The following is a 26,310-nucleotide window of genomic DNA, read 5'->3' on the forward strand; positions in this document are numbered from 1 at the left end:
AAAAACATCAACTGTGCAAAAATAAATATTTTTTGTTGATATGAAAGGATTTATAGAAGAAAGTTACTAAATTTATTCGAATACAGCAGAGCAATTTCATGATTTTATCCATACACCGAGGAAGGACAATCCCCCTTTTTTAATATAAATAACAATCCGCTTTACATTATATAGAAATTTTTCTGTTTCCACTTAAAAAACAATCATCTTCTGAAAATTGATTTTTGAAAATACGAAGAGTTAGACGATATGCATGTATTTAACGTTAATAAACATATATACTTCTATATGCAGCTCTGATTAAAATTCAATACAAATCAATGATCTACAAATATATAGTTGCTTTTTGACAATTTTACAAATGATATTGTTCTAGTAGAACTAAGTCCAAATTCTCTTAATAATAGACTTTAGATTAACATTCATACTCTTGATTCTCTTGCGTTGTAAACTAATTACAACTAATTTGTTACAAAATTAACGCTTTTAGCGCACACACCTCTCTCATTAACATAATTAAAATTGATTTAATCTATTTTGGGTATTGTAAATTGCTTTCATTTTGATAGAATTCCATAGTTCTACTAGAACTACAACAACTTTAAATATGCTGAAACAAATATACACACATCTATTTTTCACCTATAAATCAAACGCTTATGTCTAAAAGATTAAAATTTCCAAGCTTAATTTTGCTTGCCGGTGCATTAGCTTCTCCATTAGGAGTCTATGCAGACGTATTACCCGACAAGCAAAGTGTAAACATTTCCCAACAAAACGGGAAAATAACCGGAGTTGTAGAAGATTCAATGGGACCGGTTATTGGAGCGTCTATTGTTATTAAAGGAACCACAAGTGGAATCATGACCGACCTTGATGGCAAATTTACGCTAAACGATGTCAAAAGAGGTCAAGTGTTGCAAATCTCTTTCGTAGGATACAAAACGAAAGAAATAGCCTACACAGGTCAAACAACGCTGAAAATATTTCTGGAAGAAGATTCACAGGCTTTGGATGAAGTTGTAGTAACTGCTTTGGGTATGTCACGTGATAAAAAATCATTGGGATACGCCATGACCGAACTGAAAGGGGATGAAATCGCGAAAGTAAACTCTCCTAACCCTATCAACGGTTTGCAAGGTAAGGTTGCCGGTGTACAGATCAACATGGGTAACTCAGGTCCGCAATCTTCACAACGTATCATTATCCGTGGTAACACTTCTTTGGGAGGAAATAACCAGCCGATCTTCGTGATCGACGGTATTATCATCGACAATGAAGTAACAAAAACAGGAGCAGGACAAGACTGGGGTAACGACCTGAAGAACCTGAATGCCGATGACTTCGAATCGATGTCTGTATTGAAAGGTGCTGCGGCAACCGCTTTGTATGGTTCGCGTGCATCCAACGGTGTGATCCTGATCACCACCAAAAAAGGCCGTAAAGGCGAAGGTATAGGTGTATCCGTTTCACATACGCAGCAATGGGAAAATATCTATGCAACGCCGGATTTGCAAAACGAATTCGGTTCCGGTTCTTCTCCGGTATGGGCGCTGAATGATGACGGTAGTGAAAACCGATACACTTCGGCTGGTCGTAGCTTCGGTCCCCGTTTCGACGGCAAACCGTTCTATGTGGATGGCCAGGAAATGATCTATTCTGCCAAAGACAACAACTTGAAAAACCTTTATCAGACCGGACACTATATGAACACTAACGTTGCTTTACAAGGTGGTTCCGAAAAAAGTGCATTCCGTTTCTCTTATTCAAACCTGCAATCAGAAGGTTTGACTTTCAACAATGAGTTCAAACGTAATTCATTCAGCTTAAACGCATCCCACGATATCAGTTCCCGCCTGAAGGCAGAAGGTGGATTCTCATACATCGAATCGACTGCCCAGAACCCGACAAGACAGGGAGGTTCGGGATCTCCGATCTATGACTTCATGTATAGCATCGCCCGTGAATATGACACGGATTACTGGTTGAATAACAAAAACTATATCAGTCCGGCCGGCGACGGTTACAACTCATTGGACCCGTATGGTTATTCCAAAACGATCTACGACTACCTGGAAAACATCTATACACAGGATGAAATGAGTGTACGTGCTTTCTTGAACCTGGATCTTAAAATATTGGATTGGTTGTCATTGAAAGTGAAAGGCGATATTTACAAGCTATACACGACCAACGAATCAAAAGTAATGGCTACAGGTGCCAGCAAATACGACGGTGCAGCCTACAAAATTCATGAAAACAAGAAAGACCAGTACAAAATTACCGGAATGTTGACAGCGAACCATTCTTTCGATGATTTCAATATCAGCGGTAGCATGGCAGTAGAACAGTGGGATACCAAAAGAGGTTACCACAAAACCAATTCGGAAAATGGCTTGCGTGTTCCCGGCTTGTTCGATATGACAAACTCCGTTAATAAAGCGACAACCGAAGTCAGATACAATACTGACAGAAAACGCATCAACTCCATCTATGCTTTTGCCAATATGGACTATAAAGGCGTTTACTTCCTTGATATCACCGGGCGTAACGACTGGTCGTCTGCATTGATCTACGAAAACGGAACAGGACACACCTCTTATTTCTACCCGTCGGTCGGTGCCTCCTGGCTATTCGCCGAAGGGTTACGCGATGCAATACCCGAATTTATCTCTTTCGGTAAACTGAGAGCCTCTTACGCTATCGTAGGTAACGACTGTGCTCCTTATCTGACTACCGGTACCGGTTATTATTCATTCGACAACACATTCGACAACCAGCTCAACGGCGGAACTTATCCTTACTACAAATTCGACAAGGACGAATTACCGAACTTGAATTTGAAACCGGAAAAACAGCACTCCATCGAAATCGGTTTGGATATGCGTTTCCTGAAAAACCGTCTCGGCTTCGACTTTGCCTGGTATAAGACCAATACAAAAAACCAGATCCTGGCATTGCCGATAGCATCTGAATCCGGTGTTTCAAAACGTTGGATCAATGCCGGAGACATTGAGAACAAAGGTATCGAATTATTGATTACCGGTACTCCGATCGAAACGAGAGACTGGCGCTGGGATTTGTCATTCAACCTGACACGCAACAGAAACAAGATCGTATCTTTGTTCGAAGGCGTTGAGAAATATCAATTAGTAGGAGGTGGTACGGACACACAGGCATGGGCTACCGTTGGCGGTGCTTATGGTGATATCTATACATCTTATGCCTATACACTCAATGACAAAGGCGAAAAGCTGTTGAACGCAGACGGTTCTTATCCCCGTTCGAATAAAAGTGAGAAAATCGGTTCTTTGCAGCCTAAATTTTTATGGGGAGCCAATACTTCCGTAAGCTGGAAAGGCATTACGCTGAATGCTGTCATCGATGCTCGTTTCGGCGGCGATGTCTTCTCGGCAAGTTACTACTATGGTATGAATTCGGGTAACGTTAAGTCCTCATTAGCCGGTCGTGATACACAATACGGCGGTTTGCCCCGCACATTGGCCGATGGAAGAACCGTTAACGACGGTGTCATTCCGGAAGGTGTATTTATGCCCGGAACAGAGATCAAAGGGGTAGACGTTTCCGGCATGAGCTATCAGGCTGCTTACGAACAGGGGTTGGTTGACCCGCTGTCGGCTTACAAATACTACGACAATGTGTACAGCTGGTCGGGCGGTATACGTTCGGAAGGTATCCACAAATGTTCCTGGGTCGCTCTTCGCGAACTGTCAATACACTGGCAACTGCCTAAAAAATGGGTGAACAAAGCTTACATCCAGAATGCAAGTGTCGGTCTGATGGCCCGTAACCTGGGATTCCTGTACAACAGTCTGCCGGATAATATTCACCCAGAAGGTTTGAATACATCTTATAGTTCTGAATATATGGAAAGCGGTGGTGCCGTATTCTCACGCAACATCGGTTTCAGTGTGAATGTTTCGTTCTAATAACTTATATACAATAAAACAAGATGAAAAAAATTAAATATTATATTTTCGGAGCGTTGGCTTCTATGGTTGCATTGACCTCCTGCGATGCCGATTTCGTCGAAATCAACAAGAATCCTGATACAGTATACGAGGTTGACCCGGAAGTATTCCTTTATCAGATTGAAAATGTAATGTGCAACGCCGGTGAGACATGGGCCGATTCGTACGCTTGCCGTCTGAGATGGATGCAATATTGTGCCGGAATCTGGGGATATAGCACGACCAACTTCACCGAATGTGCCGGTTGGGCCGGCTCATTATACAGCAACTATGTAAATGCCGGTAAATATGCCCGCCATATTCCTTATTATGTCAAAACGCATATGCCGGAACAGGAAGCTGCTTACAGCGACTTGACCGAAGTAGCCCGCATCCTCCTGATTACAAAAGGAATACAGGCTTCCGACACATATGGTTCTTTGGTATACACCGACGGTTGGGGTACACGCAACGGTAACGTAGAAGTTCTCGAACCGGCTTTCCAAACCCAGGAAGAGCTATTTACGATCTGGAACCAGGAATTGAAGGAAGCCGCCAATAAACTGGCGACTTCCAGCAATCAAGTAACCTTTAAGAATTACGACCTGGCTTATAGCGGCGACATGTCGAAATGGGTGAAAGCGGCTAATGCCGTTCGTCTGCGTATCGCTTTGAGATTATTGAAACAGAAACCGGAAGAAGCGAAAACGATTGCCCGCGAAGTTCTGTCTTCCGGCAATATTTTCAGCAGTATCGACGATAGCTTTATCCTTTATTTCGATAATTACTGGACAACATTGGGCGATTGGCACTCTGTGATCGACATGGACCGTGCTTCTTCTGCTTTCATGGCTTACCTACTGAAGTATAACGACCCGAGAAAACGCCTGTTTTTCCAGATCAACAATTTGACTCCTGAGAATGTAGCCGAATTCAATGCCAAAGAAACAACGACTCCTGCGCAAGTCATCCCGACCCACCTGGGTCGGTGGACCGGCGGTAGCGTAAGTTACGACAAATGGGCAACCGACTCGTGCCGTACATCCCGTTATCTGGACGATATCGACATGCGTCCGATGAACAGACCTCAGACTCGTCTGTGGAAAGGTGCGCAAGACAACGGTAGTGCCGGTGGCTGGATTCCGCTGGTAACATACGCTGATTTCTGTTTCATGGCTTCCGAATTTACGCTGGAGGGTGTAGCCAATAGCAAGACAGCTCAGGAATGGTATGAAGAAGGAGTAAAAGCCTCTCTGAGACAATGGAGCAAAATTGCCGACTACTGCAAAATCAACGATTACGAAGCTGTCACAGAAGCAGAAATAGAAGCATTCCTGGCACAAGAAGGTATCGCCTGGAACAGTGCCATGGCCAAAGAACAGATTTATTGCCAGACTTGGGTAGAACACTTCAAAAACAACAACGAATCATGGGCCATGTACAAACGTACCAATTATCCGAGCACTACATCTACATTGGTTACCTGGGAACCGATCAATGTATACGGAGAATTGCAGCAAGTACCGCGCCGCAAGAAATTCACCATGCCTGCCGATGGTTCTGCCAACTATGCCAATCAGGTAAAACGTCTTGAAGACATGCAGAAAGAATCGAATTTCGGTCGTCTGGACAGCGAGTTCGGTCGCGTATGGTGGGATAAAGAATAAACCCAGAACTAAATTTTCAACATAATTTTTGATGGTGAAGGGTGGCCCCGATGGTCACCCTTCTTTATATGTATTAACGAATAAGCCGCTGAAAATGCTGTAACTTACAGAAAAAATCATTTACTTTGCAGGTTCAATAATGTGTCAATATGTCAATGTGCTAATATGCCAATAAAAAAACGCATATTATCCTATTGACACATTGGCAAATTAACAAATTGGCAAATTATTATACTTATGGCACAAGAAGATGTTTTCAAGAAATTAGTTTCACACTGTAAAGAATACGGATTTGTATTTCCCTCTTCGGAAATATATGACGGTTTAGGAGCAGTATACGATTACGGACAGTATGGCGTCGAGCTGAAAAACAATATAAAGAAATACTGGTGGGACAGTATGACACTGCTTCATGAAAATGTAGTAGGTCTCGACTCTGCTATTTTTATGCATCCGACTATCTGGAAAGCATCCGGCCATGTGGACGCATTCAACGATCCTTTGATCGACAATAAAGATTCAAAAAAACGTTATCGTGCAGATGTATTGATTGAAGATCACCTGGCAAAGATTGACGAAAAGATCCAAAAAGAAGTAGACAAGGCAGCCAAAAAGTTCGGTGATGCATTCGACGAAACTCAATTCCGTGCCACCAACGGCCGCGTATTGGAAAATCAGGCTAAACGCGACGAGATACATACCCGTTTCGCCAAAGCACTGAACGACTCTAACTTCGAAGACCTCCGTCAGATCATCATCGATTGCGAAATAGCCTGTCCGATCTCAGGAACACGCAACTGGACAGAAGTACGCCAGTTCAACCTGATGTTCTCTACAGAAATGGGATCTACAGCCGATGGCGCTTCTAAAATATACCTGCGTCCCGAAACGGCACAGGGAATTTTCGTAAACTTCCTGAATGTACAGAAGACAGGCCGTATGAAGATTCCTTTCGGTATCGCCCAGATCGGTAAAGCATTCCGCAACGAGATCGTTGCCCGTCAGTTCATTTTCCGTATGCGTGAATTCGAACAAATGGAAATGCAGTTCTTCGTTCGTCCGGGTGAAGAAATGGAATGGTTCAAGATGTGGAAAAAGACCCGTCTGAACTGGCACAAGGCTATGGGACTGGGCGAAAAGAAATATCGTTATCACGACCACGAAAAACTGGCCCACTATGCCAATGCAGCAACAGATATCGAATTCGAAATGCCGTTCGGCTTCAAGGAAGTGGAAGGTATCCACAGCCGTACAGACTTCGACCTGAGCCAGCACGAAAAATTCTCCGGTAAGAAAATGCAATACTTCGATCCGGAACTGAATAAGAGCTACACTCCGTATGTTATCGAGACATCTATCGGTGTAGACCGTGTATTCCTGAGCGTTATGGCAGGTTCATATTGCGAGGAGACACTCGAAAACGGCGAAACACGCGTTGTATTGAAATTGCCGACAGCCCTGGCTCCTATCAAACTGGCAGTTCTGCCTTTGGTAAAGAAAGACGGGCTTCCGGAAAAAGCCGAAGAGATCATCAACATGCTGAAGTTCGACTTCCGTTGCCAGTATGATGAAAAAGATTCTATCGGTAAACGCTACCGTCGTCAGGATGCTATTGGAACCCCGTACTGTATTACAGTTGACCATGATACTTTAAAGGATAATTGCGTAACGATCCGTTTCCGCGACACGATGGAGCAGGAACGTGTAAGCATTGACAAGTTGCACGACATTATCTCTGAAAAGGTAAGTATGAAGACGTTATTAAAAAAGATAATTGAATAAGTACATGAAGAAGTACCTGCAAATCGCGTTGATGATTTTTTGTATATCGGCTGTTTTTACCTCCTGTAAAGACGACGATAATAATGATGATGCACTTGTCGAGGCATATAAGTTGGAAAACGAACAGGCTTTCCAGGCAAAAGCCAATGATCCGGATTACATACAAGTAAAAATAACTGGCAGTGGAGACGGCTTTGTTTATGCTAAAAAATTAAAGAGCGGCGATGGTCCGGCAATCTATTTTAATAGTCGCGTTACCGTTTACTATAGAGGTTGGTTAGCAAACAGTACTCCTGCCGATTACTTTGATAAACGAGAGTATGAAGACGGAGCTCCTTCTAAATTTGCTGTAAGCTCCTATTCGGCGAACTATAGTAGCTATAGCAATCCTAACGGCTATTCTGCACCGATAACAGGTTGGACAATTGCTTTGCAAAACATGGTTGTAGGTGATAAATGGGAAGTATGGATTCCTTATGGACTAGCTTACGGGACAAGCGACCGGAAGGATAATGCCGGAAATGTTACGATTCCTGCATACTCCACTTTAGTTTTTGAAATTGAAGTAATAGAACGGACTGCTGAAGCGGCTGGTACTACAGATTCCCAAACTTAATAAAAGTTCTAATGACAATATAAAAAGGGTGTTTCATTGATGGTGAAGCACCCTTTTTCTCGTTTTTGTTGGGTGCTATATTTTTTTTCATCATCTTTGTAAGCGGAACACACAATATATCAGAGATCGACCATATGAGGAAACCCATTCTATATCTTCTGCTTATGATTTTCTGCCTGTCGGAGCTTAATGCAGCCGATAGAAAACCATTCAATTATTACTTCTCACATATATCGAGTAAAGACGGCCTGTCGGAAAGCCAGGTCAAAGTAATATTGCAGGACAGCTATGGATTTATGTGGTTCGGAACAAAGAACGGATTGAACCGTTACGACGGGACCTCCATACAAACAATCAATTGCAACGATTATATAGCCGGAAAAGGCGACCACAACATCTCTGCCCTTTTTGAGGATGAAAACAAAAAGCTTTGGGTAGGAACCGACCGGGGAGTCTATATCTACGATCCGATATATGACCTGTTCACTTTTATAGATATGAAAACCGAAAATGGAGAGCAGATGGATAACTGGGTAGCCAGGATCATCTCCGACCATTCAGGAAACATCTGGATACTGATTCCCGACCAGGGCGTTTTCCGCTACAAAGACGAAAAGTTATCTTATTATGCCATCACCAACAAAGATAATATCAAACGGGAAAGTCCCGGAGCCATCTGTGTAAGAGAAAACGGAGACGTATGGATCGGGACAGCCGGCGTCGGCATTTTCCGTTACGACCCGGAAACGGATTCGTTTACCCAATATCATACCGACAAAGAGGGAAATACCCTGATGGGAGAATATATCTTTGCCATGTGCGAATACGGCGACTGGATCGCTCTGGCTATCCACGACGGGGAACTCAAGAAATATAATCCGGCGACCAACGTCCTGCAAACAGTAAAAGCACCAGGCGTACATCATACGATACTGCGTGATGTAGTTTGCTTTGACAAAGAAAAGCTTTGGGTCTGTTCGCATGCAGGACTGTTCATTGTCGATGAAGCCCATGGAGAAGTAACCCACCTGAAGGAAGACCTGATGCATTCATACAGTCTTTCGGATAACATCATTTTCTGCATCCATAAAGACAGGGAAGGCGGGATTTGGCTCGGCACTAAGTTCGGAGGTGTCAACTACCTGCCGAACAATAAACTACTGTTTGAGAAATATGTACCTTCCAGCTCAGAAAAATCTCTCAACACGCGACGTATGCATGAAATCGTTGAAGCGCCCGATGGAAAAATATGGATCGGAACAGAAGATAACGGCATTAATATTTTGGATCCGGAAACCGGAGAAGTAACACAACTGCAATATCCCGCAGCTGAACGGCAAAATCATCTGATGACCCACTGTATGACTATACATGGAAATCAGTTGTATTGCGGTCTGTTCAAACAAGGTTTCGACATCATCGACTTATCCACACAATCGATAAAACATTACAGTCCTCAAAAACTGAACATTGACGAAGAAAGCGTCTATGCCCTTTTGGTCGACAGCAAAGGACAAACCTGGCTTGGTAACGGATGGGGATTATACCGATCGGCTCCCGGATCCCTGAATTTCAATAAAATAAATGAAGTTGGGCTCGACTGGATCTTTCACATAATGGAAGATAGTAAGGGACGAATATGGATCGCTTCCATGGGAAGCGGTATCTGGAAATATACTCCGGATGATAATTCCTACAAAAAATACATTCATGACCCGAAAGATGCGAATAGTCTGAGTTCAAACTCCGTCAGTTCGGTTATGGAAGACAGCAAAGGACAAATATGGTTGTCTACCGACCGGGGCGGTATCTGCCGATATAATGAAAAGGATAATAACTTCACCGCTTTCTCCAAAAAACAGGGATTGCCCGATGATGTAGCTTATAAGATTCTGGAAGACAATAATCATAATTTCTGGTTCGGGACAAACCAGGGACTTGTGAAGTTTAAACCGGAAACCGGAGATATCCGTGTATTCACCACCCGAGACGGACTGATCGGGAACCAGTTCCATTACAACTCAGGAGTTAAAGCACACGATGGGAAATTTTATTTCGGGACAATAGACGGGTTGATAGCCTTCAATCCGGACGATGACCGGAAAAATGACTTGATAACTCCCGTTTATATTACTAAATTCAGTATTTACAATCAGGAAGTCACAGTTCACACTCCCCACTCTCCGTTAAATAAAAGCATCCTGCATACCGACCGGATCGTATTGCCTTACGACCAGTCGAATATAAGTTTTGATGTTGCTATACCTTCTTACTCGTCCGCACACAACGAATGCTTTTATAAGATGGAACCACTGGATTATAACTGGGTAAAATCGAATAGCAATCAGAATATATCCTATGCCAAGCTGCCTCCCGGCAATTACATATTCCACGTAAAAGCAACGTTGGAAGAGAACACAGACGACCAGCAGGCCACCTCGCTCCGCATCACCATCCTTCCCCCCTGGTGGCTATCGACCTGGGCTTATTTCGTTTACACGATACTGGTGCTATGCCTGATATACGGATGGTTCCGCTGGTATAAACGGCGTAAGGAGCGGCAGCTGGAAGCAAAGCAAAAACTATTCGAGATTGCCAAAGAGAAAGAGCTCTACGAAGCAAAAGTAGAGTTCTTTACTGAGATCGCCCACGAGGTACGTACACCTTTGACATTGATCAACGGCCCATTGGAGACAATCCTCGACATGCATATACAGGATAACAAGATCACCCGCAATCTGACCGTGATCGCCCAGAATACGAAACGTTTGCTCGAACTGACCGGCCAATTGTTGGACTTCCGGAAAGTGGGTGCCAATAAGTTCAAGATGGACTTCACCTGGGTCAATGTCACGACGTTGCTGAAAGATACGATCCTGCGCTTCGAACCGACTATCCTGCAACAGGATAAGATACTATCCGTTGACATTCCCGAAGAGGAAATCATGGCAGCCATCGACCAGGAAGCCGTCATCAAAATAGTAAGTAACCTGCTGAACAATGCGCTCAAATATGCAGCCCACACGATCCGGATCCGGCTGCAACGGGAAGAAACTACTTTCAGCATTCATATCGTCAGCGACGGGAACCGGATACCAGCCGAACTCAGCCAGCAGATATTCGAACCGTTCTACCAGATCAACAAGAAAGAGGGGGGCTCGTCCGGTGCCGGCATAGGCTTACCGCTGGCACGTTCGCTGGCCATGCTCCACTCGGGTAAGCTCTGGCTGGACACCGAAGCTTCCGACAATTCATTCGTACTGACACTGCCTCTTGTCCAGGAAAAAGTCCGTCAACAGGAAAACACCGTCATCCACGAAGATCTCATCTTCCCCGAAGAAGAAACCACTGTCAATGTCGAAGGCAGGAAGTATACGCTTTTGCTTGTAGAAGATAACGAGACGATGCGTTCGTTCCTCACCGAAAAGTTACAGGATCTATTCATCACGGAAACCGCTCCCGATGGAAAAGCCGCGCTGGAAATCCTGCACGAGCATCCTGTCGATATTGTCGTCAGCGACATTATGATGCCTGTCATGAACGGCCTCGAACTATGTAAGGAGATAAAAGCAGATATCGAACTCAGCCATATTCCGGTTATTTTTCTGACAGCCAAAAATGATCTCGACAGTAAGATTAACGGCCTGCGCCTGGGTGCGGAAGCCTATGTTGAGAAGCCGTTTTCATTCAATTACCTGACAACGCAGATTTTCTCCCTGCTGAACAACCGACAGAAAGAACGGGAGGCTTTCTCCAAACGTCCGTTCTTCCCTGTCAATAATATACAGATGAACAAAGCCGATAAGGAATTCATGGATCGGATCATCGCTATTATCCACGAAAACATCACGGATGAAAACTTCGGTGTAGAAAAATTAGCGGAAATACTTTTTCTGAGTCGCTCCAGCTTGTTGCGTAAAATAAAAGTTTTATCAGGGTTGTCACCCAACGATTTTATCCGACTGATCCGTCTGAAAAAAGCGGCAGAGTTGATACTCGATGGCAAACACCGGATCGGAGAAATCTGCTATTTGGTCGGTATCAACTCACCTTCTTATTTTAGTAAGATATTTCAAAAACAGTTTGGTGTGTCCCCAAAAGATTTTGAAAAACAAAGCCAATAAGACAATAATTATTTTATAAACTTCAAGCTCTCAATCTCATGCAGGGATGTGACTGTCCGAACAAAGAAAATGCCTTCCGGCAGATCGGCAATATTTATCATGTAACAGGTCTGCGGATATAAAACCGGAAACTTTTTTTGCAATATTCCCTGTGACGAGTAAATAAAAATATCTTTCAAGCCCTTTTCTGTCTGTATAAACAATTGATCATTTCCTACCCAACCAAGGATCTTTTTATTCGGTGCAATAAGATCAGAAACACCTGTTCCCGAACTTTTCTTTTCTATTCCATATAACTTCACTCCACACCCCGGTAAAGATACAGGGATTTCTTCACCTTGCAATGAGACATCCTGTCCAGTCCACAATTCCTTAATTCCTTTTACATCGGAAGAAACAAGTCCCAGTCTTGACAATTTTATATTTTCCGAGAAGGCCAGATCTTTATAATTAAAGACAGCAACATACAAAATATCTTCCGTATCCAGCATAAAAAGGTTCTCGCCACGGTTACGTCCCCAACTATTCTTTCCAGAAGCTTTTGCTCCTTCTACCGGATAAAAAGATTTGCCGATACGGGCAATTGCATTTACATCGGCATTTGTTGCAAATTCCTCTGCTTTCTTACGGGCAACCGGATCACCGATGCAGGTTCCTTTCCGGCTGAAGTTATCGCCAAGGATATAAGTACCCGTAATCACTCCCGATGTGATGCGCATACGATTCTCTTCCTCATTATAATTACCTTTATGAAGCACCAGGTGGTCGGCATCATTAAAGTTATAAACTTTATCGAGCCACCAGCCGTAAGAAAGACCATTCATTACATATTCCGTATCTTCTTTGGCTCCCCAGGCATCACAAGTAATACGGCGCGAATTACCATATTGTGCAGGGAATGCAGGGGCGATGGATAAAGCCATGAAGATATCGTCTCCGCACAATTCGGCCAGATACTGCATACCGCTGTTGTAGGCTTGCACGCCGGTTGTGATATTCTTATCATAATAAGAGTCTGCTTCCAGAATACCATTATTCAGAAAATCGAACTTGATATATTTGTAACCGAATTCTTTAAAGCGGTTAATGAAATAACTCATCCGTTCGCGCGTTCCGGGATGGGTCGGATCCATGGCACGGGAGGCAATCTTTTTAGGCTGTCCGTTTACATATAAATAGGCTTCCCCATACTTATATTTACTTCCTTCGATGGTACGGCTCCCATTTTCGCCCCAGTCGGAGAAAGGCGACCAGTAAATACCAGGAACTTGTCCGTTATCGACACACTGTTTGGCGAATGCCCGCAACTGGTAATCGTTCAGATTATCCCAATAGGAATCAAGGATCAAATAAGTAGTGCCGTCGTTGGTGAAATTGTTAGGCTGCAAATTCGTGCTGACATAATCGGAAACGTCCAGTGCTCCGGCAAAGTTCAGGTTTTCAGCCATAGCTCCCCAACTATTCCAGCCAAAGATATTTCCTTTCGACCATTTACGGGGCGGAGTAACCAGCGCATTGGCTTCGCCATAGGTTTCCAAACCTTTACGCCAATCGTCAAAGAAACCAATCAGCAGCTTCGGTGATTTCAATTGCGTTCCGGAGATACTGCCATGAGGTTTTGAACCGTTGGCATCAATATCGTGAGTCAGGCGGTGGCTGATGCCGCCAAAACATTCCAGACGGTTCAGTCGTTGGTTGCCTGAAGTGGAATAACGGATTCCGGTCTTCCAGGTATCGTGTTCCACTGAGCCGAGTATCAGTCCTTCACGGGTATCACCGCAATAGATGGAGGTCACTTCGAAAGAAACGGAGTCGACCGACAAAGCTAATGAGGAGTAACCAATCCAGGCATCATTGTCGAATGGGACAGACAGGACACGGTTGGAAGTGTTTGCACTTAAGAAAGAGTTGGGTGTTTCCGTAACTACCGGGGCAATATAATTGCTCGATGTAACGTCGACGGAAACCAGACAAGCTTCTGTCAGGAAATAATTTTTATCGGGGTAGAAATAAAAAAGTTGCTGAAGGGAAGGCTTTCCATCCTGTCCGGGATACGTAAATGTATATTTATGTCCGACTCCGAAAACATCGTCCACTTCTTCTTCCGAGAAGGCCGGCCGGCCGTATTCCGTACTGCGCAGCAGTCGGTCTTTGTCTTTGGCCTGAACGAAAACACCCGCCAATATTATTTTTCCCTGGTGAATAAAGTCACAGTTTTTTGTATCATTGTTATAAACGATTTTCCAGTCGCCGGAGGTTATCACCTGCTGGTCGGCTGCAAAGGTTTCACTTCCCATGAACAGACAGACAAGACAAAAAAGCAGGGTAATTCTTAGTAAATTCTTTTTCATGATCATATATATCAGTTTAATGCGGTCAGTAAATAAAGCACCGGGTAAAGTTACGCTTCCCCGGTGCTTTCTCCACTTACAATTTATGCCTCTATTAATTATCAGCCGAGTACAGTTTCCTGATAGTTGTTTGCTTCGGAAGTTCCAGTTCCCTGCGCAGGAAACCGGAACGGCTTTACTACTACCTGTAACCCGGATTCTGATCGTCGGAAGTCATGTCCGGATTCTGTTCGATCTCTTCGTTAGGGATCGGGGAGCGGACGGTATAATCCAGGATCGTTCCGGAGCGTTTTGCCCATTTGTTGCGTTCCTTGATATATTCGACAAACTTGCCGGTACGGATCAAATCGGCACGGCGCCAGTTCTCACCTAGAAACTCACGGATACGTTCATCGAGTATCTTTACACGGAAAGCATCCTGCGACAGACCTGCATCCCACTTCTTATCAGCCGGAATGCTAAAGCCCCAGGCACGGTTGCGCACTTCGTTTACCTTTTCAACAGCCTGCCCGGTTTGTCCCAATTCGTTCAGACATTCGGCGTAGCTGAGAAGAACATCGGCATAGCGGAGAGCCGGAATATTCTTTCCGGAGTTCCACATATTATTGATGCCCAGGCCGGAATGCTGGTCGGTACGAAAGTCTTCGTATTTCTTTATGTGCGGTTTCAATTCATCATGGTCTTCACCCAGATCTTCCCAGGCAATACAATCGTAGTTGGGTACTTCGCCGTAATAGGTAAAATCGTAACGGATACTTTCTTCTTTACGAACATCGCCGTCTTCCCAGATACCGCCGTTTGCAACTGTTTCATAAGCATATTCGGTAACAACGACATGGTCGTAGCCGGCATAATAACATCCGTCGGTCCACCAGTTCTGTGCTACACGCGAACCGATCTGGAACTGAATCTGATTACGGTTCGGGTTGTTGTTGAACTGAAATTCGTAGATGGATTCGGCCGTATTTGGTTTTTCGTAGTTCCACAGGTCCGCATAAGGAACCAATTGGTATCCCATCCCCATTACCGTCTCAAAACATTCCTTCGCTTTATTGAAGTCGCGCAGGCCGGTCTCAACCGGAGCAGACATATAGGCTTTCCCCAGCATGGTATACCCGGCACCGGAAGTAGCACGTCCGGCCGTATTGGTTTTCGGTGCGTATTTAGCGGCCTTCTCGAGGTCGTTGATAATAAACTGCCATACATCGGTCAACGGCTGGCGTCCATAACCGGTTTCATCCAATTTAGCCAGATCGATGATAGGTATTTCTCCCCAATACATAGCCAGTTCGTAATCGACGAATCCACGGATGAAAGAAGCTTCACCCAAAAGTTCAGCCTCTTTTGTCCCTGCCGCCAACTCGGGAGTATCGAGAGCACGGATAATCTTGGCTGCTGCGGTAACAACCGGGAAACGTTTGTTCCACTGGTCCTTCACCTTGCTGTGAAGCGAGTTCATGTTGGCATCGTAACGGTCCATAGCCGCACCTTCGCCACCTCCCTTATTCTGAAGCGCACCGCGTTGTATCTCGTCGGTACCGGTCATCAGAAACCAGGCACGTTCGTCCTGGCGGGTATTATCGCGCCAGGTGTTGTATATACCCTTTAGGTTCAGTTCGATAAACTCTACATCTGAATAAATCTGTTCTTCCGTCAATGCTTTCTTGTTCTCCTGTGTCAGGAAGTCGGAACAAGAGGTGGTGATCCCGGCAGTGAGTGCCAAAGCCAGTAATCCGATTAAATTATATCTCTTTTTCATAATTGTTTCCTATTTATGCCGTTAAAAACTAAAGTTCAAACCAAATACATACATCTTTGTCGGAGGATAACCGTAATCGCCTGTTTCAGGATCGAATCCTTTGTATTTGGTGACACAGAACAAGTTGGATGCCGTGAAGTAAACACGCAAGTTTTCGACCTTTATCTGACTCAACAAAGGCTTCGGGAATGAATAAGCCAATGTCAGAGTAGACAAACGTAAGTAAGAGGCGTTCTGGATCGTATAATCCATATCAGAAGGGTTATAACGATTGTAACCGCTGGTTGTATTGGCAATTACACGGGGAACGGATGCTCCGGTATTTTCGGGTGTCCAGCGATTCAGCAGATCTTCGGAAGCCATACTAGTACCGGTACTGTTGATCAATGTTTCATAATAAGAACTGATCTTCTTTGCTCCGTAAGAATAGTTGAAAACAGCGTTCAATGTGATGCCTTTATAGCTGAAGTCGGTAGCAAATCCTCCGTAAAACTTCGGATCTTTCTTTCCTACAACCATACGGTCATGCTGATCTACTACCCCGTCGGGTACACCGTCAGGACCGGAAATATCCTGCGGGAACAGATCGCCCAGGCTGACATGCTTGCCGTTGAAGTCGAGGTTTTCCCATTCGCTACGATTCGATTCGTTGGCAATACCGCCTGTCTTATAGGTATAAATATTATTCAGTGATTCGCCCAGAAAGATGTTCTTCTCGCGTAGGTCATCCTTCGCATTCAGGATTTCTCTTACATCTCCGTACAGTTTCGAAACCTCATTCTTGTCGAATGAGATATTGGCATTTATGTTCCAGGTAAAGTCTTTGGTCTGTATCGGAGTCGCATTGATCGTTGCTTCGAAACCTTTATTCTTGACAGAACCGATGTTTTCCCATGTTTCACTGTAACCGGAAGTGAGCGGCAATGAATGCTTCATCAGCAAGTTATCGTTCTTGATAAAGAATCCGTCCAAAGAGACGTTCAAACGGTCGTTCAGGAATGCCATGTCGACACCGATATTGGTCTGTTTCTGTTTTTCCCAGGTGATGGCAGGCGTACCTCTCAAACCACTGGTGGCGTAAGATGCTTCGCCATTGCTGACAGAAGAAAAATAAAGGGTACGGTAGGCATAATTTTCGATTTCCTGATTACCAACCACACCATAACCAACGCGCAGTTTCAAACGGTCGAAGATGTTCTGATCTTCCATGAATGCTTCATTCGTCACATCCCATGCTGCAGAGAAAGACGGCAAAACACCCCAACGATGTCCTTCGGCGAACTTGGAAGAACCGTCGTAACGGGCTGTAGCTGTCAAATAGTAACGCATATCATAGTTGTAGTTCACTCTACCCAATACAGAAACAAGCGTGTTACCTTTAAAGTCGGAATCGAGTTCTTTCTTATCGTTAGCGGCAGCACCTTTCAGGTCGTTCCACAGCAAGTCGTCACTGGCGAAACGGTCGCCCTGTACCTTTGTATAGTTTTCCGTATTCTTGGTCGTACTCGTACCGAACAGGAAGTTCATGCGGTGTTTATTGATCGTCTTATCGTAGGTGATCGTATTATCCCATTGCCAGTTCAGCTGCGACCATCTTTCGTGTTTGGCTCTTGCATCGCCGTTATAGTGACGGATAGCTTCCTGAATGTAGCTCGGTGTATATTCGAACCAGGTCTGTGAAGACACATCGAGTGCGAATGTAGAACGGATATTCAATCCTTCAATCGGATTGATATTGATGTAATTGGAAGACAGGAAACGGTTACGGGCACGTTCGCGGGCAACTTCCTGCGAGTTAAAGGGGTTGTAATCGTTGTTGTTGCCTTCATTGTGGGCACGGTAGTAAAGTGTCAGATAATCCCAGGTATAACGGGTTGAAGGGTCTCTATACGGGGCCGGGTCCAATAACGGATTTGCGTTCAACGCCTTGTCGTACACGTCGTCTGTCGGCAAGTTGTTTTCCGTACGCGAGAAAGAGGAATTCGTACCGATCTTCAACCACGGTTTGATCATAGATTCCGCATTGATACGACCGGAGTATTTCTTTTCTTTGGTATCGCCGATCAATCCGTCGATATTGGCATAGTCGAAGCTAACATAGATGTTGTTCTTTTCTGTTGCGTTGGAGAAGCTGACAGAATGATTCTGTTGGAATCCGGTACTTGCCACCTCATCCAGCCAGTTGTAGCTCTGACCGGCACGATATGCAGCAAACTCCTGCTCAGAGAAAGCCGTATTGGTTTTCATAAGAGTGTTGTCGATATAATCCTGGCGGTTTGCTGTTGGATTATCATGCATATAACCATTGGCAAAAGCATCCACACGCAGGTCGAATAGTTGTGAAGCATTCAGTGTATTCGGTCGTTGGGTAATTTGGGAGAAGCCAACCCAACCATCGTATGTTACGCGTCCTTCACCGATTTTACCTTTCTTGGTCGTGATAAGAACCACACCATTGGCTCCGCGCGATCCGTAAAGAGCTGTTGCCGAAGCATCTTTCAATACCTGAACGGAAGCAACGTCGTTCACATTGATAGCGTTAAAACCGCCATAACCGTTACCCATTACTAGACCGTCGACCACATAGATAGGATCGGAGCCTGAGTTGATCGTATTCACACCACGAATCTTGATGCTGGAATCATCGCCCGGACGGGTTCCCTTAGTGATCAATACACCGGCAACACGTCCCTGAAGAGCATCATTAACGGTTGTCACCGGTCTTTCTTCCAACACTTTCGCATCAACATGAGCGATAGCACCTGTCAGGTCGCTTTTCTTCATGGAAGCACCAACAATAACGACTTCGTCGATAGATTGTGAGTCTTCTGAAAGGGATACATTAATAACGTTTTGGTTTCCGACTTTTACTTCTTTCGTGTCATATCCAATGTAGCTCACTACCAAGATGGCACCTGGTGTGGCAGAAATGGAATATTTTCCATCCATATCCGAGATAGTTCCCTGCGTTGTTCCCTTGAGAACAACGCTCGCTCCCGGGAGCGACTCCGACGTTTTAGCGTCGGTGATTGTACCTGTAATTGTTATGCCCTGTGCGAAAACGGTACCGCAGCATAACACAAGCATCATCAAAATACTAAAAATCCTGATCTGTTTCATAATTGATAAATTTAAAGAACATTAGTTGTTTCTAATTTTGTAAAGCAACGCATCCTTAGCAGGAACCGTCACTGTCAGTTTTTCTTTTACGGATTGTTCATTCCCACTCCAAAGCTCTTTTGCCTGATAGGTAACAGCCGGTTCCAGACCAAGGCGTTCGAGCGAAATAGAGGTACTCATCTCCTCTTCCGAATAATTAAAAATAGCAAAATAAAACGTACCATCCGCATCATGATGGATAAATAGATTTTCCGAACGCTCTCCATTTCCTTCTACCGGACTGAACGAGATACCTTTGGCAACGGCATTTACTTCAGGATTAGTCAGGAACTTCACGGCACGATCTTTATCGACCTGCTTGCCGCCTTTACTGAAATCGTCGCCGATGATATACAGGCCGGTGATGGCTCCGGAAGTGATACGGGCACGGTTCTCTCCTTCGGTAGCTTCGCGCAACACCAAGTGGTCGGCATCGTTATACTGATACACTTCATCCTGCCACCAGCCGTAAGAAAGGGCATTCAGCGTATACTCGGTATCTTTGATCTTATTCCAAGCATCGCAGGCGATACGGCGCGAATTGGCATAATGTGCCGGGAATACAGGAGAAATCGACAGGTTGATATACATATCGCCGAAATATTTATCGAGCAGTTGCATACCGTAGTTATATGCCTGGATACCGGTTTGTATCTCCGGATTATACCATTTGTCGGCTTCCATCGCGCCATGCGTCATAAAGTCCATCTTCACATACTTAAAGCCGCAACGGTGGAACAGGCTAGAAGTTTTCTTCATCATCTCCTCGATAGCCGGGTGAGTCGGGTCGATGGCGTATGCACCGTCCAGTTCCTGTGTCCGGCCGTTGGCGTAGAGGTAGACATCTTTGTATTTATAATCGGGAGCGTCTTTAATCGTCTCTTCGGGTTGTTTCCACCAATCGGTAAAAGGCGTCCAGTACACACCGGCTATCTGGCCGTTGGCAGCACAATGGTCTACGAAATCTTTCAGTTCTTCCTCCGTGAAGCTGTTCCAGCCGGAATCGAGACCGATCGTCACGTTACCATCGGCATTCACAAAATGATTGTTCTGCAAATTGTTCTTGAAGAAATCGGATACCTCAACGGCATTCTGATGATTCAACCGGAACTGCAACGCCCCCCAGCTGTTCCAGCCGAAAGTGACGGCACCCGGCCACTTCTTCACAGGGGCAACCACGGCATTCGCTTTTCCGTATTCTTCCAGTCCGGCACGCCAGTCGTTGAAGAAACCGACAAAGACTTTCGGAGATTTCACCTCTTTCCCTTTCAGGGCACCATGTGCCTTCGAGTCGCGTGTCAACGTATCGGCAACTCCCCCGAAACAAACCAGCGAACCGATATTATTGCGATCGCCCCGGCTCATATCGATACCGGTCTTCCAGTCGGAATGTTCTACCGATCCGACGATAAGGCCGTTGCGGTCGTTATTATTAAATACGGTAGCGACCTCATAGCTGCGTAACTTATCGAAAGTCAGCGGATAAGACTGATACCGTATCCAGCAATCGTTATCGAAAGGCTGGAACAATGCCCGGTTATCTCCTGCGGCAAGCAAGGCAGGCATACGGTCGATATTGACCGGAGCCATATAATTCGATTCGACATCGGTATCCCCTCCTTCGAGAGTGAATTCCGTCAGCAAATAATCCTTCTCCGGATAGATGTAGAAAGATTGCACGAGTACAGGCAGACTACTGTCGGTATAAGTAACCTGCAATAACGTTCCCTGACCGAAAGCATCGTTGATAGCGGATACTTCCAACCGGCTACTCCGGTAGTCACGTGTCGTGACCAATCTGTCACCCAGTTTGTAAGAGGCGTAAAGCCCATCGGAAAGCAGCCGGTTCTCTTTCTCGATGCGGTGGCCTTTCTGTGCCAGATCATAGCCGACCGTCCATTTCCCGGAAGAAACGGAAGAGTCACCACAGGACACAAGCAGGGCGAGCAATAGCAGCAGATTTAAATTGATGAGTTTCATGTATTGATAATTAATTGTTTGTATTCGACTTATTGTTCTGTGATCAATAGGACAGTACTTTCATAGGTATTCCCGATCTTCAGGCTGATACCAGCATTCATCAGGTAATCGCCGGGAAATACCTGACCGTCTCCGTAGAAGGAACTGTTCCCGGCTTTATTCAATTCGGTGATCTTATACATCTTAGCCGGGTCCAGTCCTTTCAATCTGGTCTCAAAGAATGTTGTACGTCCGTGATATTTGAGGCTGTAAGCGAAAAATACCGATTCTTTCTTGTCTTTGGATACATACATTTGCGAGGCCCATCCCGTCGCATCGTAAGGAGATTTAAGGCGATAGAGGTCACCCAACTGCACGATCGGACGGATACGCTTATAGTTCGCCACTGCTTCTTTTGCAAAAGGAAGCTCTTCCGGGGTGAGGTCTTTCGGTTGCAGCTCCATACCCAGACGGCCCGACATGGCGACATCGAAACGGAATTTCAGGGGCGCCATCATACCTGTCTGATGGTTCGGAGTTGTCGAAACGTGGGCGGCGGTTGCCTTTGCCGGGAAGAAAAGATTCGTGCTGTATTGAATGAATATACGGTCGAGCGAATTGGTGTTATCGCTTGCCCAGAATTCGTCGTGGTATTTCAGGGCTCCGAAGTCCAGGCGTCCGCCACCGGAAGAACATAACTGGATCATCACGTCCGGATGTTTGGCACGAATACGTTCATAGGCGCTGTACAGGCCTTTTGTGTACTCGATCCAGAAATGGGTCTGGTCTTCTTTGGAAAGATACTCGGAACCGAAGTTGTCGACATGGCGGTTCGCATCCCATTTAATATAGGAGATATCGGGAGAGAGGGCGATCACCTCATCGAAGGTCTTTACGACAAAGTCCTGCACAGCCGGATTACTCAGGTCGAGCAACCACTGGTTACGCATCGGGATAATCTCGCGCTTACCGCTCTTTACGATCCACTCCGGATGCTTTTCGGCCAGTTCGCTCTTCGGGCTAACCATTTCGGGCTCGATCCAGATACCGAACTTCACACCTTTATTTACAGCATACTTTGCCAGGTAATCGATACCGCGTGGCAATTTCTTCTTATTTACCTGCCAGTCACCTAATCCTACTTTATCCGAGTTACGCGGATACTTATTACCAAACCATCCGTCGTCGAGTACGAACATCTCCACCCCGAAGTCGGCAGCAGCGTCGATCATGTCGGTGATTGTCTTCTCGGTAAAGTCGAAATAAGCACCTTCCCAACTGTTGAGGACAACCGGTAACTCCCAGTCGCCATGAGCCAGTGCATATTTGCGTGACCAGTCGTGCAGGTTTCTCGATACCTGCCCTTTACCTGTCGAACTATATGTCCATACCATCTCCGGTGTCTGCAATGTTTTGCCGGGTTCCAGATTATAGGTAGAAGCAAAATCATTCATCCCCGTCAATATATGCAGCATGCCGCATTCATCCTGTTCGAAAGAGATCTGGTAATTACCCGACCAGGCAAGAGAACCGCCATATACTTCACCCATATCCTCGTAAGCAGGACCGTTGAGCGACAGCAGGAAAGAAGAGTTTTCAGACTGGGTAGTGCGTACACCTTTCTTCGATTCGATCCGTTTGGTACCGGGTGTAAGTTTTTCTTCCACCAGCTGCATTTCGGAAGCCCATGTACCGTGGAAATGAGTCAGATAATAAGCGTCTGCATGCAGAGGGAGATAAGCAGAGGCTATATTTTCGACAGCCAGTTTACCATTTTCCTGATGGGAAATCGCAACCGACTGGCAGATTACATTTTCATCCTTGCAGGCGGTGAAATTCAGATGAACGAATACCGGATACAAAGGATCTTTCAGTTCGATCACTGTTTCCGTCCGGTTGTTGTCGATGTTTTTTACTTTATGGTCTAAATATATTAATTCGCTAGTCTGAACACCATCGTGGTGGGTCAGTTTTAATGCCGGGTTTAGAGAAAGGCGGCCTCCGTAGGCAGGATAGATTGCCGGAGCAAAACCGGTACCATTGTCCGGCTGTTCCTTATATTCCTTATTTATAAAAGGAGATACATGCTGAAACTTATTTCCGAAATAATTATATACTACTTTCTTGTCCGGCGAGATGGAAAAGACCATCTCCAGATCGTTTGTAGATACGGAGATAATTCCCGCCTCTTTTTCCTGTGAGGAAACGGTTACACATCCCAATAGCAGGGCTACAGTTAACAATAGTGTTTTCATGTCTGTTTACTTAATTCAATGTTGATGGTGCAAACTAAGTCAATAAACAGAGGTACGGAAAGTACAGATTCGCCAATAATTTGTATTTATGCACTTAATTCAGAGGAAATTAATGGGATTGCAACATTTACGTCATTTTTTGACGCATTTGTTACGGGCAGCAAATGGGACAGAAAACAAAAAAGGTTTGCATCTATAAATGCAAACCCCTATAAAACATTAAAGGCTGTCTCACGACAACCCCTAACCAACTTTGTTAACCTTAAATCTAATACTATTATGAAAAAACCACAATGCAAAGATACACCTGCAAAGACCTTTTGTCAAGTCTTTTCCGACTAATAAAAGTTAAGCAAGACACTTATCTGTGCCAAATTATGTTATCGAACACAAAACTATATACATTACAATCAAATTCTGCTAAAATTAACACTTCCCTGTCTTCTTTTCACAGAGAAAGACGCTCTTTCAACAATTTATATCCACCTGCACTCGCCCGAAGGGAAGCACCGGTCTTCAACCGTACCTGCCAGGTTTCTTTTCCGAATAACTCTATACGTGTAATATATTCACAGTTCACTATACAGGAACGGTGGATACGGATAAAAGTATTGGCTGGCAAATGAGCGTCAAAGTATTTCATTGTCTGCTCCTTCACATACTGCCCGTTTGTGGTAAAAAGTGTGACGTAATCGCCGCTGGCCTGAATATAAAGCAATTCGTCCAGAGGGATCAGATGGATACGGCTGCCGTCTTTTACCGATATACGGTCTGACATAGGCTCGTCTTCCGGTGACAGGATTGTTTCTACCGCAGAATTTTCTTCTTCTCCTTGTTCCTGCTCTTCTTGCTGTGCCGCTTTCCACCGGATATAGTACCACTGAGCCAGAATAATCCACCCCATCGATCCGAATAAAACGCGGAAAGGAATCGTGGAAGCAAACCAATCCATCCGGTCGGGCGAGACTGATACGTCTGCCAAATATCCTCCGGCAACAGAAATTGCCAGAACACCTGCTGCTAACCCAATCTGGGCCTGCGGCAAACGCAATATACCCGTCACATGCCAGAAGAAAAAACCGGATACGCAGAACAGACCGACAGAGACCAGGCTATCGAGCCAAGCGACCAACCATCCCGTATGTCCATAATAATATAGCAACAACGCACTTACACAGCAACCGCCTACAGCTAAGGCAAGAGCCGCTATTCTACATACGACAGAATTGATAAACGGATGTGTCTGCATAATCAACTCTTGAATTCAACCCCACCAAACACAATATTTCCACGAACCACCAAGATATGCTCGCGGTCCATCTCGATCGAGGCATTAAAGCGTTTATCATCGCAACCTCCCATCATAGGCGATGCATGGCAAGTAAGCTGCCAGTCGGCAGGGATATATATTTCCACTCCGGCAAATTTACAATCTATATCGATATACGTCTTCGGTGTTTCCAGCCTGGTTTTCCGCAAATCCAGTACTGTGCCACCAAACACTGATCTGATACGTGCTCCCCTGAATACCGGATCCAGAATAATTTGTTCTACATAGCCAAATGTATTATCCGACTCCACATAACCGTCTGTATTCACAAAATCAGTTTTCGTTTTGCCGGCAACAGTATGTCCTGTATGATAATTCTCCCCGTTATCCCGAAACTGCTGTTTCCTTTTCCGCGGTTCGAAGATCATCATCAAACCGACAATAACAAATGCCGCCGGCCAGTACACCTCCAACCAGTCACTATCCAGCCATCCCAATTCCGGCATCAGAAAAGCAATGCCAACCAGCATGGTAATCATTCCCCCTACATAATGCCGCCGGGAGATACTACCCAAACCGACATATATGACAAGCATTTGCCAGGAAACAATAATATGGAAAATATCGGAAGTGATCACCCCCATATTGTTCATTATCCACACAACGCCCACTACGATAAATGGGATCGCCCAAAATAAGTTTCTTCTACCATTCATAATAAATACAGTTTAATTGTTTTCCGGCAAAAGTATGCCTCTCCAGTTATCCCAACAATAGAAATACGTCCTATCAAGGTCAAATATCGGTGAATTGCCGATAAATATCGACAAAAAAGGGGGTATATTTCGCATATGCCCCCTTAATTCTTCTAATTGCATCCGAACTTGATACAGATACCGGCTGTAAGGGCCTCTTTATTTCCTGCATTCAGCTTAGTCAACACAGCTTCAGCAGTAACTCCTGAAAGGTCGATAGTAGACTTTGACTGCCTTAAGGGTTGATATAAACAAGTAAAACTCCGTTATTTTTGCGGTATCATCCGATATTCAGTATATATAAAGATATGAACCACTGTGCTTTCAGCCTTCATCACTCTCTCCATTACCCTTAATATTCAACCATAATCACCATGAACCCGCCTCTGATTCTGCGTTCATTGAGGCTTCATTGGGGCTTCATAATTGTTCAGATATGAGTCACATTATCTGAAAAACAGCCTCCGGAATGCTTGCCAATTAAAATAATTAGTATCTTTGCCTTACCGCCTGTTTCAGACGGCAACCAATAAAATATCTTAGCTATGGGAAAGTTTATCAATCCCTTCACCGAACAGATGTTATACTGGCAGACCGCGACACCGGACGTATGTTTAGCGACAAGATCCGGCAGGTCTATCT

13 protein-coding genes are annotated in these 26,310 nt (G+C 44.8%); 5 read left to right on the plus strand and 8 right to left on the minus strand.

The window, feature by feature from the left end:
- Positions 1–659 precede the first annotated feature (659 nt).
- The 5 genes from QZ076_RS09465 to QZ076_RS09485 all read left to right on the plus strand — a co-directional run bounded on the left by QZ076_RS09465 (position 660) and on the right by QZ076_RS09485 (position 12,160).
- On the plus strand, positions 660–3,950 hold the full coding sequence (locus QZ076_RS09465; RefSeq protein WP_293712775.1) for a SusC/RagA family TonB-linked outer membrane protein: 3,291 nt from the start codon (positions 660–662) through the stop codon (positions 3,948–3,950).
- A gap of 23 nt (positions 3,951–3,973) precedes the next feature.
- Complete coding sequence (locus QZ076_RS09470; protein WP_293712777.1) at positions 3,974–5,638, plus strand: SusD/RagB family nutrient-binding outer membrane lipoprotein; 1,665 nt, start codon at positions 3,974–3,976, stop codon at positions 5,636–5,638.
- A gap of 237 nt (positions 5,639–5,875) precedes the next feature.
- Positions 5,876–7,420: a glycine--tRNA ligase gene (locus QZ076_RS09475; RefSeq protein WP_293712779.1), complete on the plus strand. Its 1,545-nt coding sequence runs from the start codon at positions 5,876–5,878 to the stop codon at positions 7,418–7,420.
- A 4-nt stretch (positions 7,421–7,424) separates the two neighbouring features.
- A complete protein-coding gene (locus tag QZ076_RS09480; RefSeq protein ID WP_293712781.1) occupies positions 7,425–8,036 on the plus strand; it encodes an FKBP-type peptidyl-prolyl cis-trans isomerase in 612 nt (203 codons plus the stop codon).
- A 164-nt stretch (positions 8,037–8,200) separates the two neighbouring features.
- Complete coding sequence (locus QZ076_RS09485; RefSeq protein ID WP_365325203.1) at positions 8,201–12,160, plus strand: two-component regulator propeller domain-containing protein; 3,960 nt, start codon at positions 8,201–8,203, stop codon at positions 12,158–12,160.
- Between the two features lie 8 nt (positions 12,161–12,168).
- Here QZ076_RS09485 and QZ076_RS09490 read toward each other — a convergent pair whose 3' ends face one another.
- The 8 genes from QZ076_RS09490 to QZ076_RS09525 all read right to left on the minus strand — a co-directional run.
- A complete protein-coding gene (locus QZ076_RS09490) occupies positions 12,169–14,511 on the minus strand; it encodes a hypothetical protein (protein ID WP_293712785.1) in 2,343 nt (780 codons plus the stop codon).
- Positions 14,512–14,692: 181 nt separating this feature from the next.
- Positions 14,693–16,270, minus strand: coding sequence for a RagB/SusD family nutrient uptake outer membrane protein (locus QZ076_RS09495; protein WP_293712787.1), 1,578 nt, complete (start codon positions 16,268–16,270; stop codon positions 14,693–14,695).
- A 21-nt stretch (positions 16,271–16,291) separates the two neighbouring features.
- Entirely contained in the window at positions 16,292–19,390 is a 3,099-nt protein-coding gene (locus QZ076_RS09500) for a TonB-dependent receptor (RefSeq protein WP_293712789.1), read from the minus strand.
- A gap of 21 nt (positions 19,391–19,411) precedes the next feature.
- Positions 19,412–21,409: an alpha-galactosidase gene (locus tag QZ076_RS09505; RefSeq protein ID WP_293712791.1), complete on the minus strand. Its 1,998-nt coding sequence runs from the start codon at positions 21,407–21,409 to the stop codon at positions 19,412–19,414.
- Between the two features lie 29 nt (positions 21,410–21,438).
- A complete protein-coding gene (locus QZ076_RS09510; protein WP_293712793.1) occupies positions 21,439–23,643 on the minus strand; it encodes an alpha-galactosidase in 2,205 nt (734 codons plus the stop codon).
- 448 nt (positions 23,644–24,091) lie between these two features.
- Complete coding sequence (locus tag QZ076_RS09515; RefSeq protein ID WP_293712795.1) at positions 24,092–24,892, minus strand: LytTR family DNA-binding domain-containing protein; 801 nt, start codon at positions 24,890–24,892, stop codon at positions 24,092–24,094.
- 2 nt (positions 24,893–24,894) lie between these two features.
- A complete protein-coding gene (locus tag QZ076_RS09520; RefSeq protein WP_293712797.1) occupies positions 24,895–25,629 on the minus strand; it encodes a DUF5668 domain-containing protein in 735 nt (244 codons plus the stop codon).
- 469 nt (positions 25,630–26,098) lie between these two features.
- A partial coding sequence (locus tag QZ076_RS09525) for a hypothetical protein (protein ID WP_293712799.1) occupies positions 26,099–26,310 on the minus strand: 212 nt, incomplete at its 5' end.

Origin of the sequence: uncultured Parabacteroides sp., assembly GCF_905196875.1 — a bacterium.
Classification (GTDB): Bacteria; Bacteroidota; Bacteroidia; order Bacteroidales; family Tannerellaceae; genus Parabacteroides.

Coding starts and splice junctions, on each gene's coding strand:
- QZ076_RS09465 (WP_293712775.1), top strand. CDS start 660: ATGTCTAAAAGATTAAAATTTCCAAGCTTAATTTTGCTTGCCGGTGCA.
- QZ076_RS09470 (WP_293712777.1), top strand. CDS start 3,974: ATGAAAAAAATTAAATATTATATTTTCGGAGCGTTGGCTTCTATGGTT.
- QZ076_RS09475 (WP_293712779.1), top strand. CDS start 5,876: ATGGCACAAGAAGATGTTTTCAAGAAATTAGTTTCACACTGTAAAGAA.
- QZ076_RS09480 (WP_293712781.1), top strand. CDS start 7,425: ATGAAGAAGTACCTGCAAATCGCGTTGATGATTTTTTGTATATCGGCT.
- QZ076_RS09485 (WP_365325203.1), top strand. CDS start 8,201: ATGATTTTCTGCCTGTCGGAGCTTAATGCAGCCGATAGAAAACCATTC.
- QZ076_RS09490 (WP_293712785.1), bottom strand. CDS start 14,511: ATGAAAAAGAATTTACTAAGAATTACCCTGCTTTTTTGTCTTGTCTGT.
- QZ076_RS09495 (WP_293712787.1), bottom strand. CDS start 16,270: ATGAAAAAGAGATATAATTTAATCGGATTACTGGCTTTGGCACTCACT.
- QZ076_RS09500 (WP_293712789.1), bottom strand. CDS start 19,390: ATGAAACAGATCAGGATTTTTAGTATTTTGATGATGCTTGTGTTATGC.
- QZ076_RS09505 (WP_293712791.1), bottom strand. CDS start 21,409: ATGAAACTCATCAATTTAAATCTGCTGCTATTGCTCGCCCTGCTTGTG.
- QZ076_RS09510 (WP_293712793.1), bottom strand. CDS start 23,643: ATGAAAACACTATTGTTAACTGTAGCCCTGCTATTGGGATGTGTAACC.
- QZ076_RS09515 (WP_293712795.1), bottom strand. CDS start 24,892: ATGCAGACACATCCGTTTATCAATTCTGTCGTATGTAGAATAGCGGCT.
- QZ076_RS09520 (WP_293712797.1), bottom strand. CDS start 25,629: ATGAATGGTAGAAGAAACTTATTTTGGGCGATCCCATTTATCGTAGTG.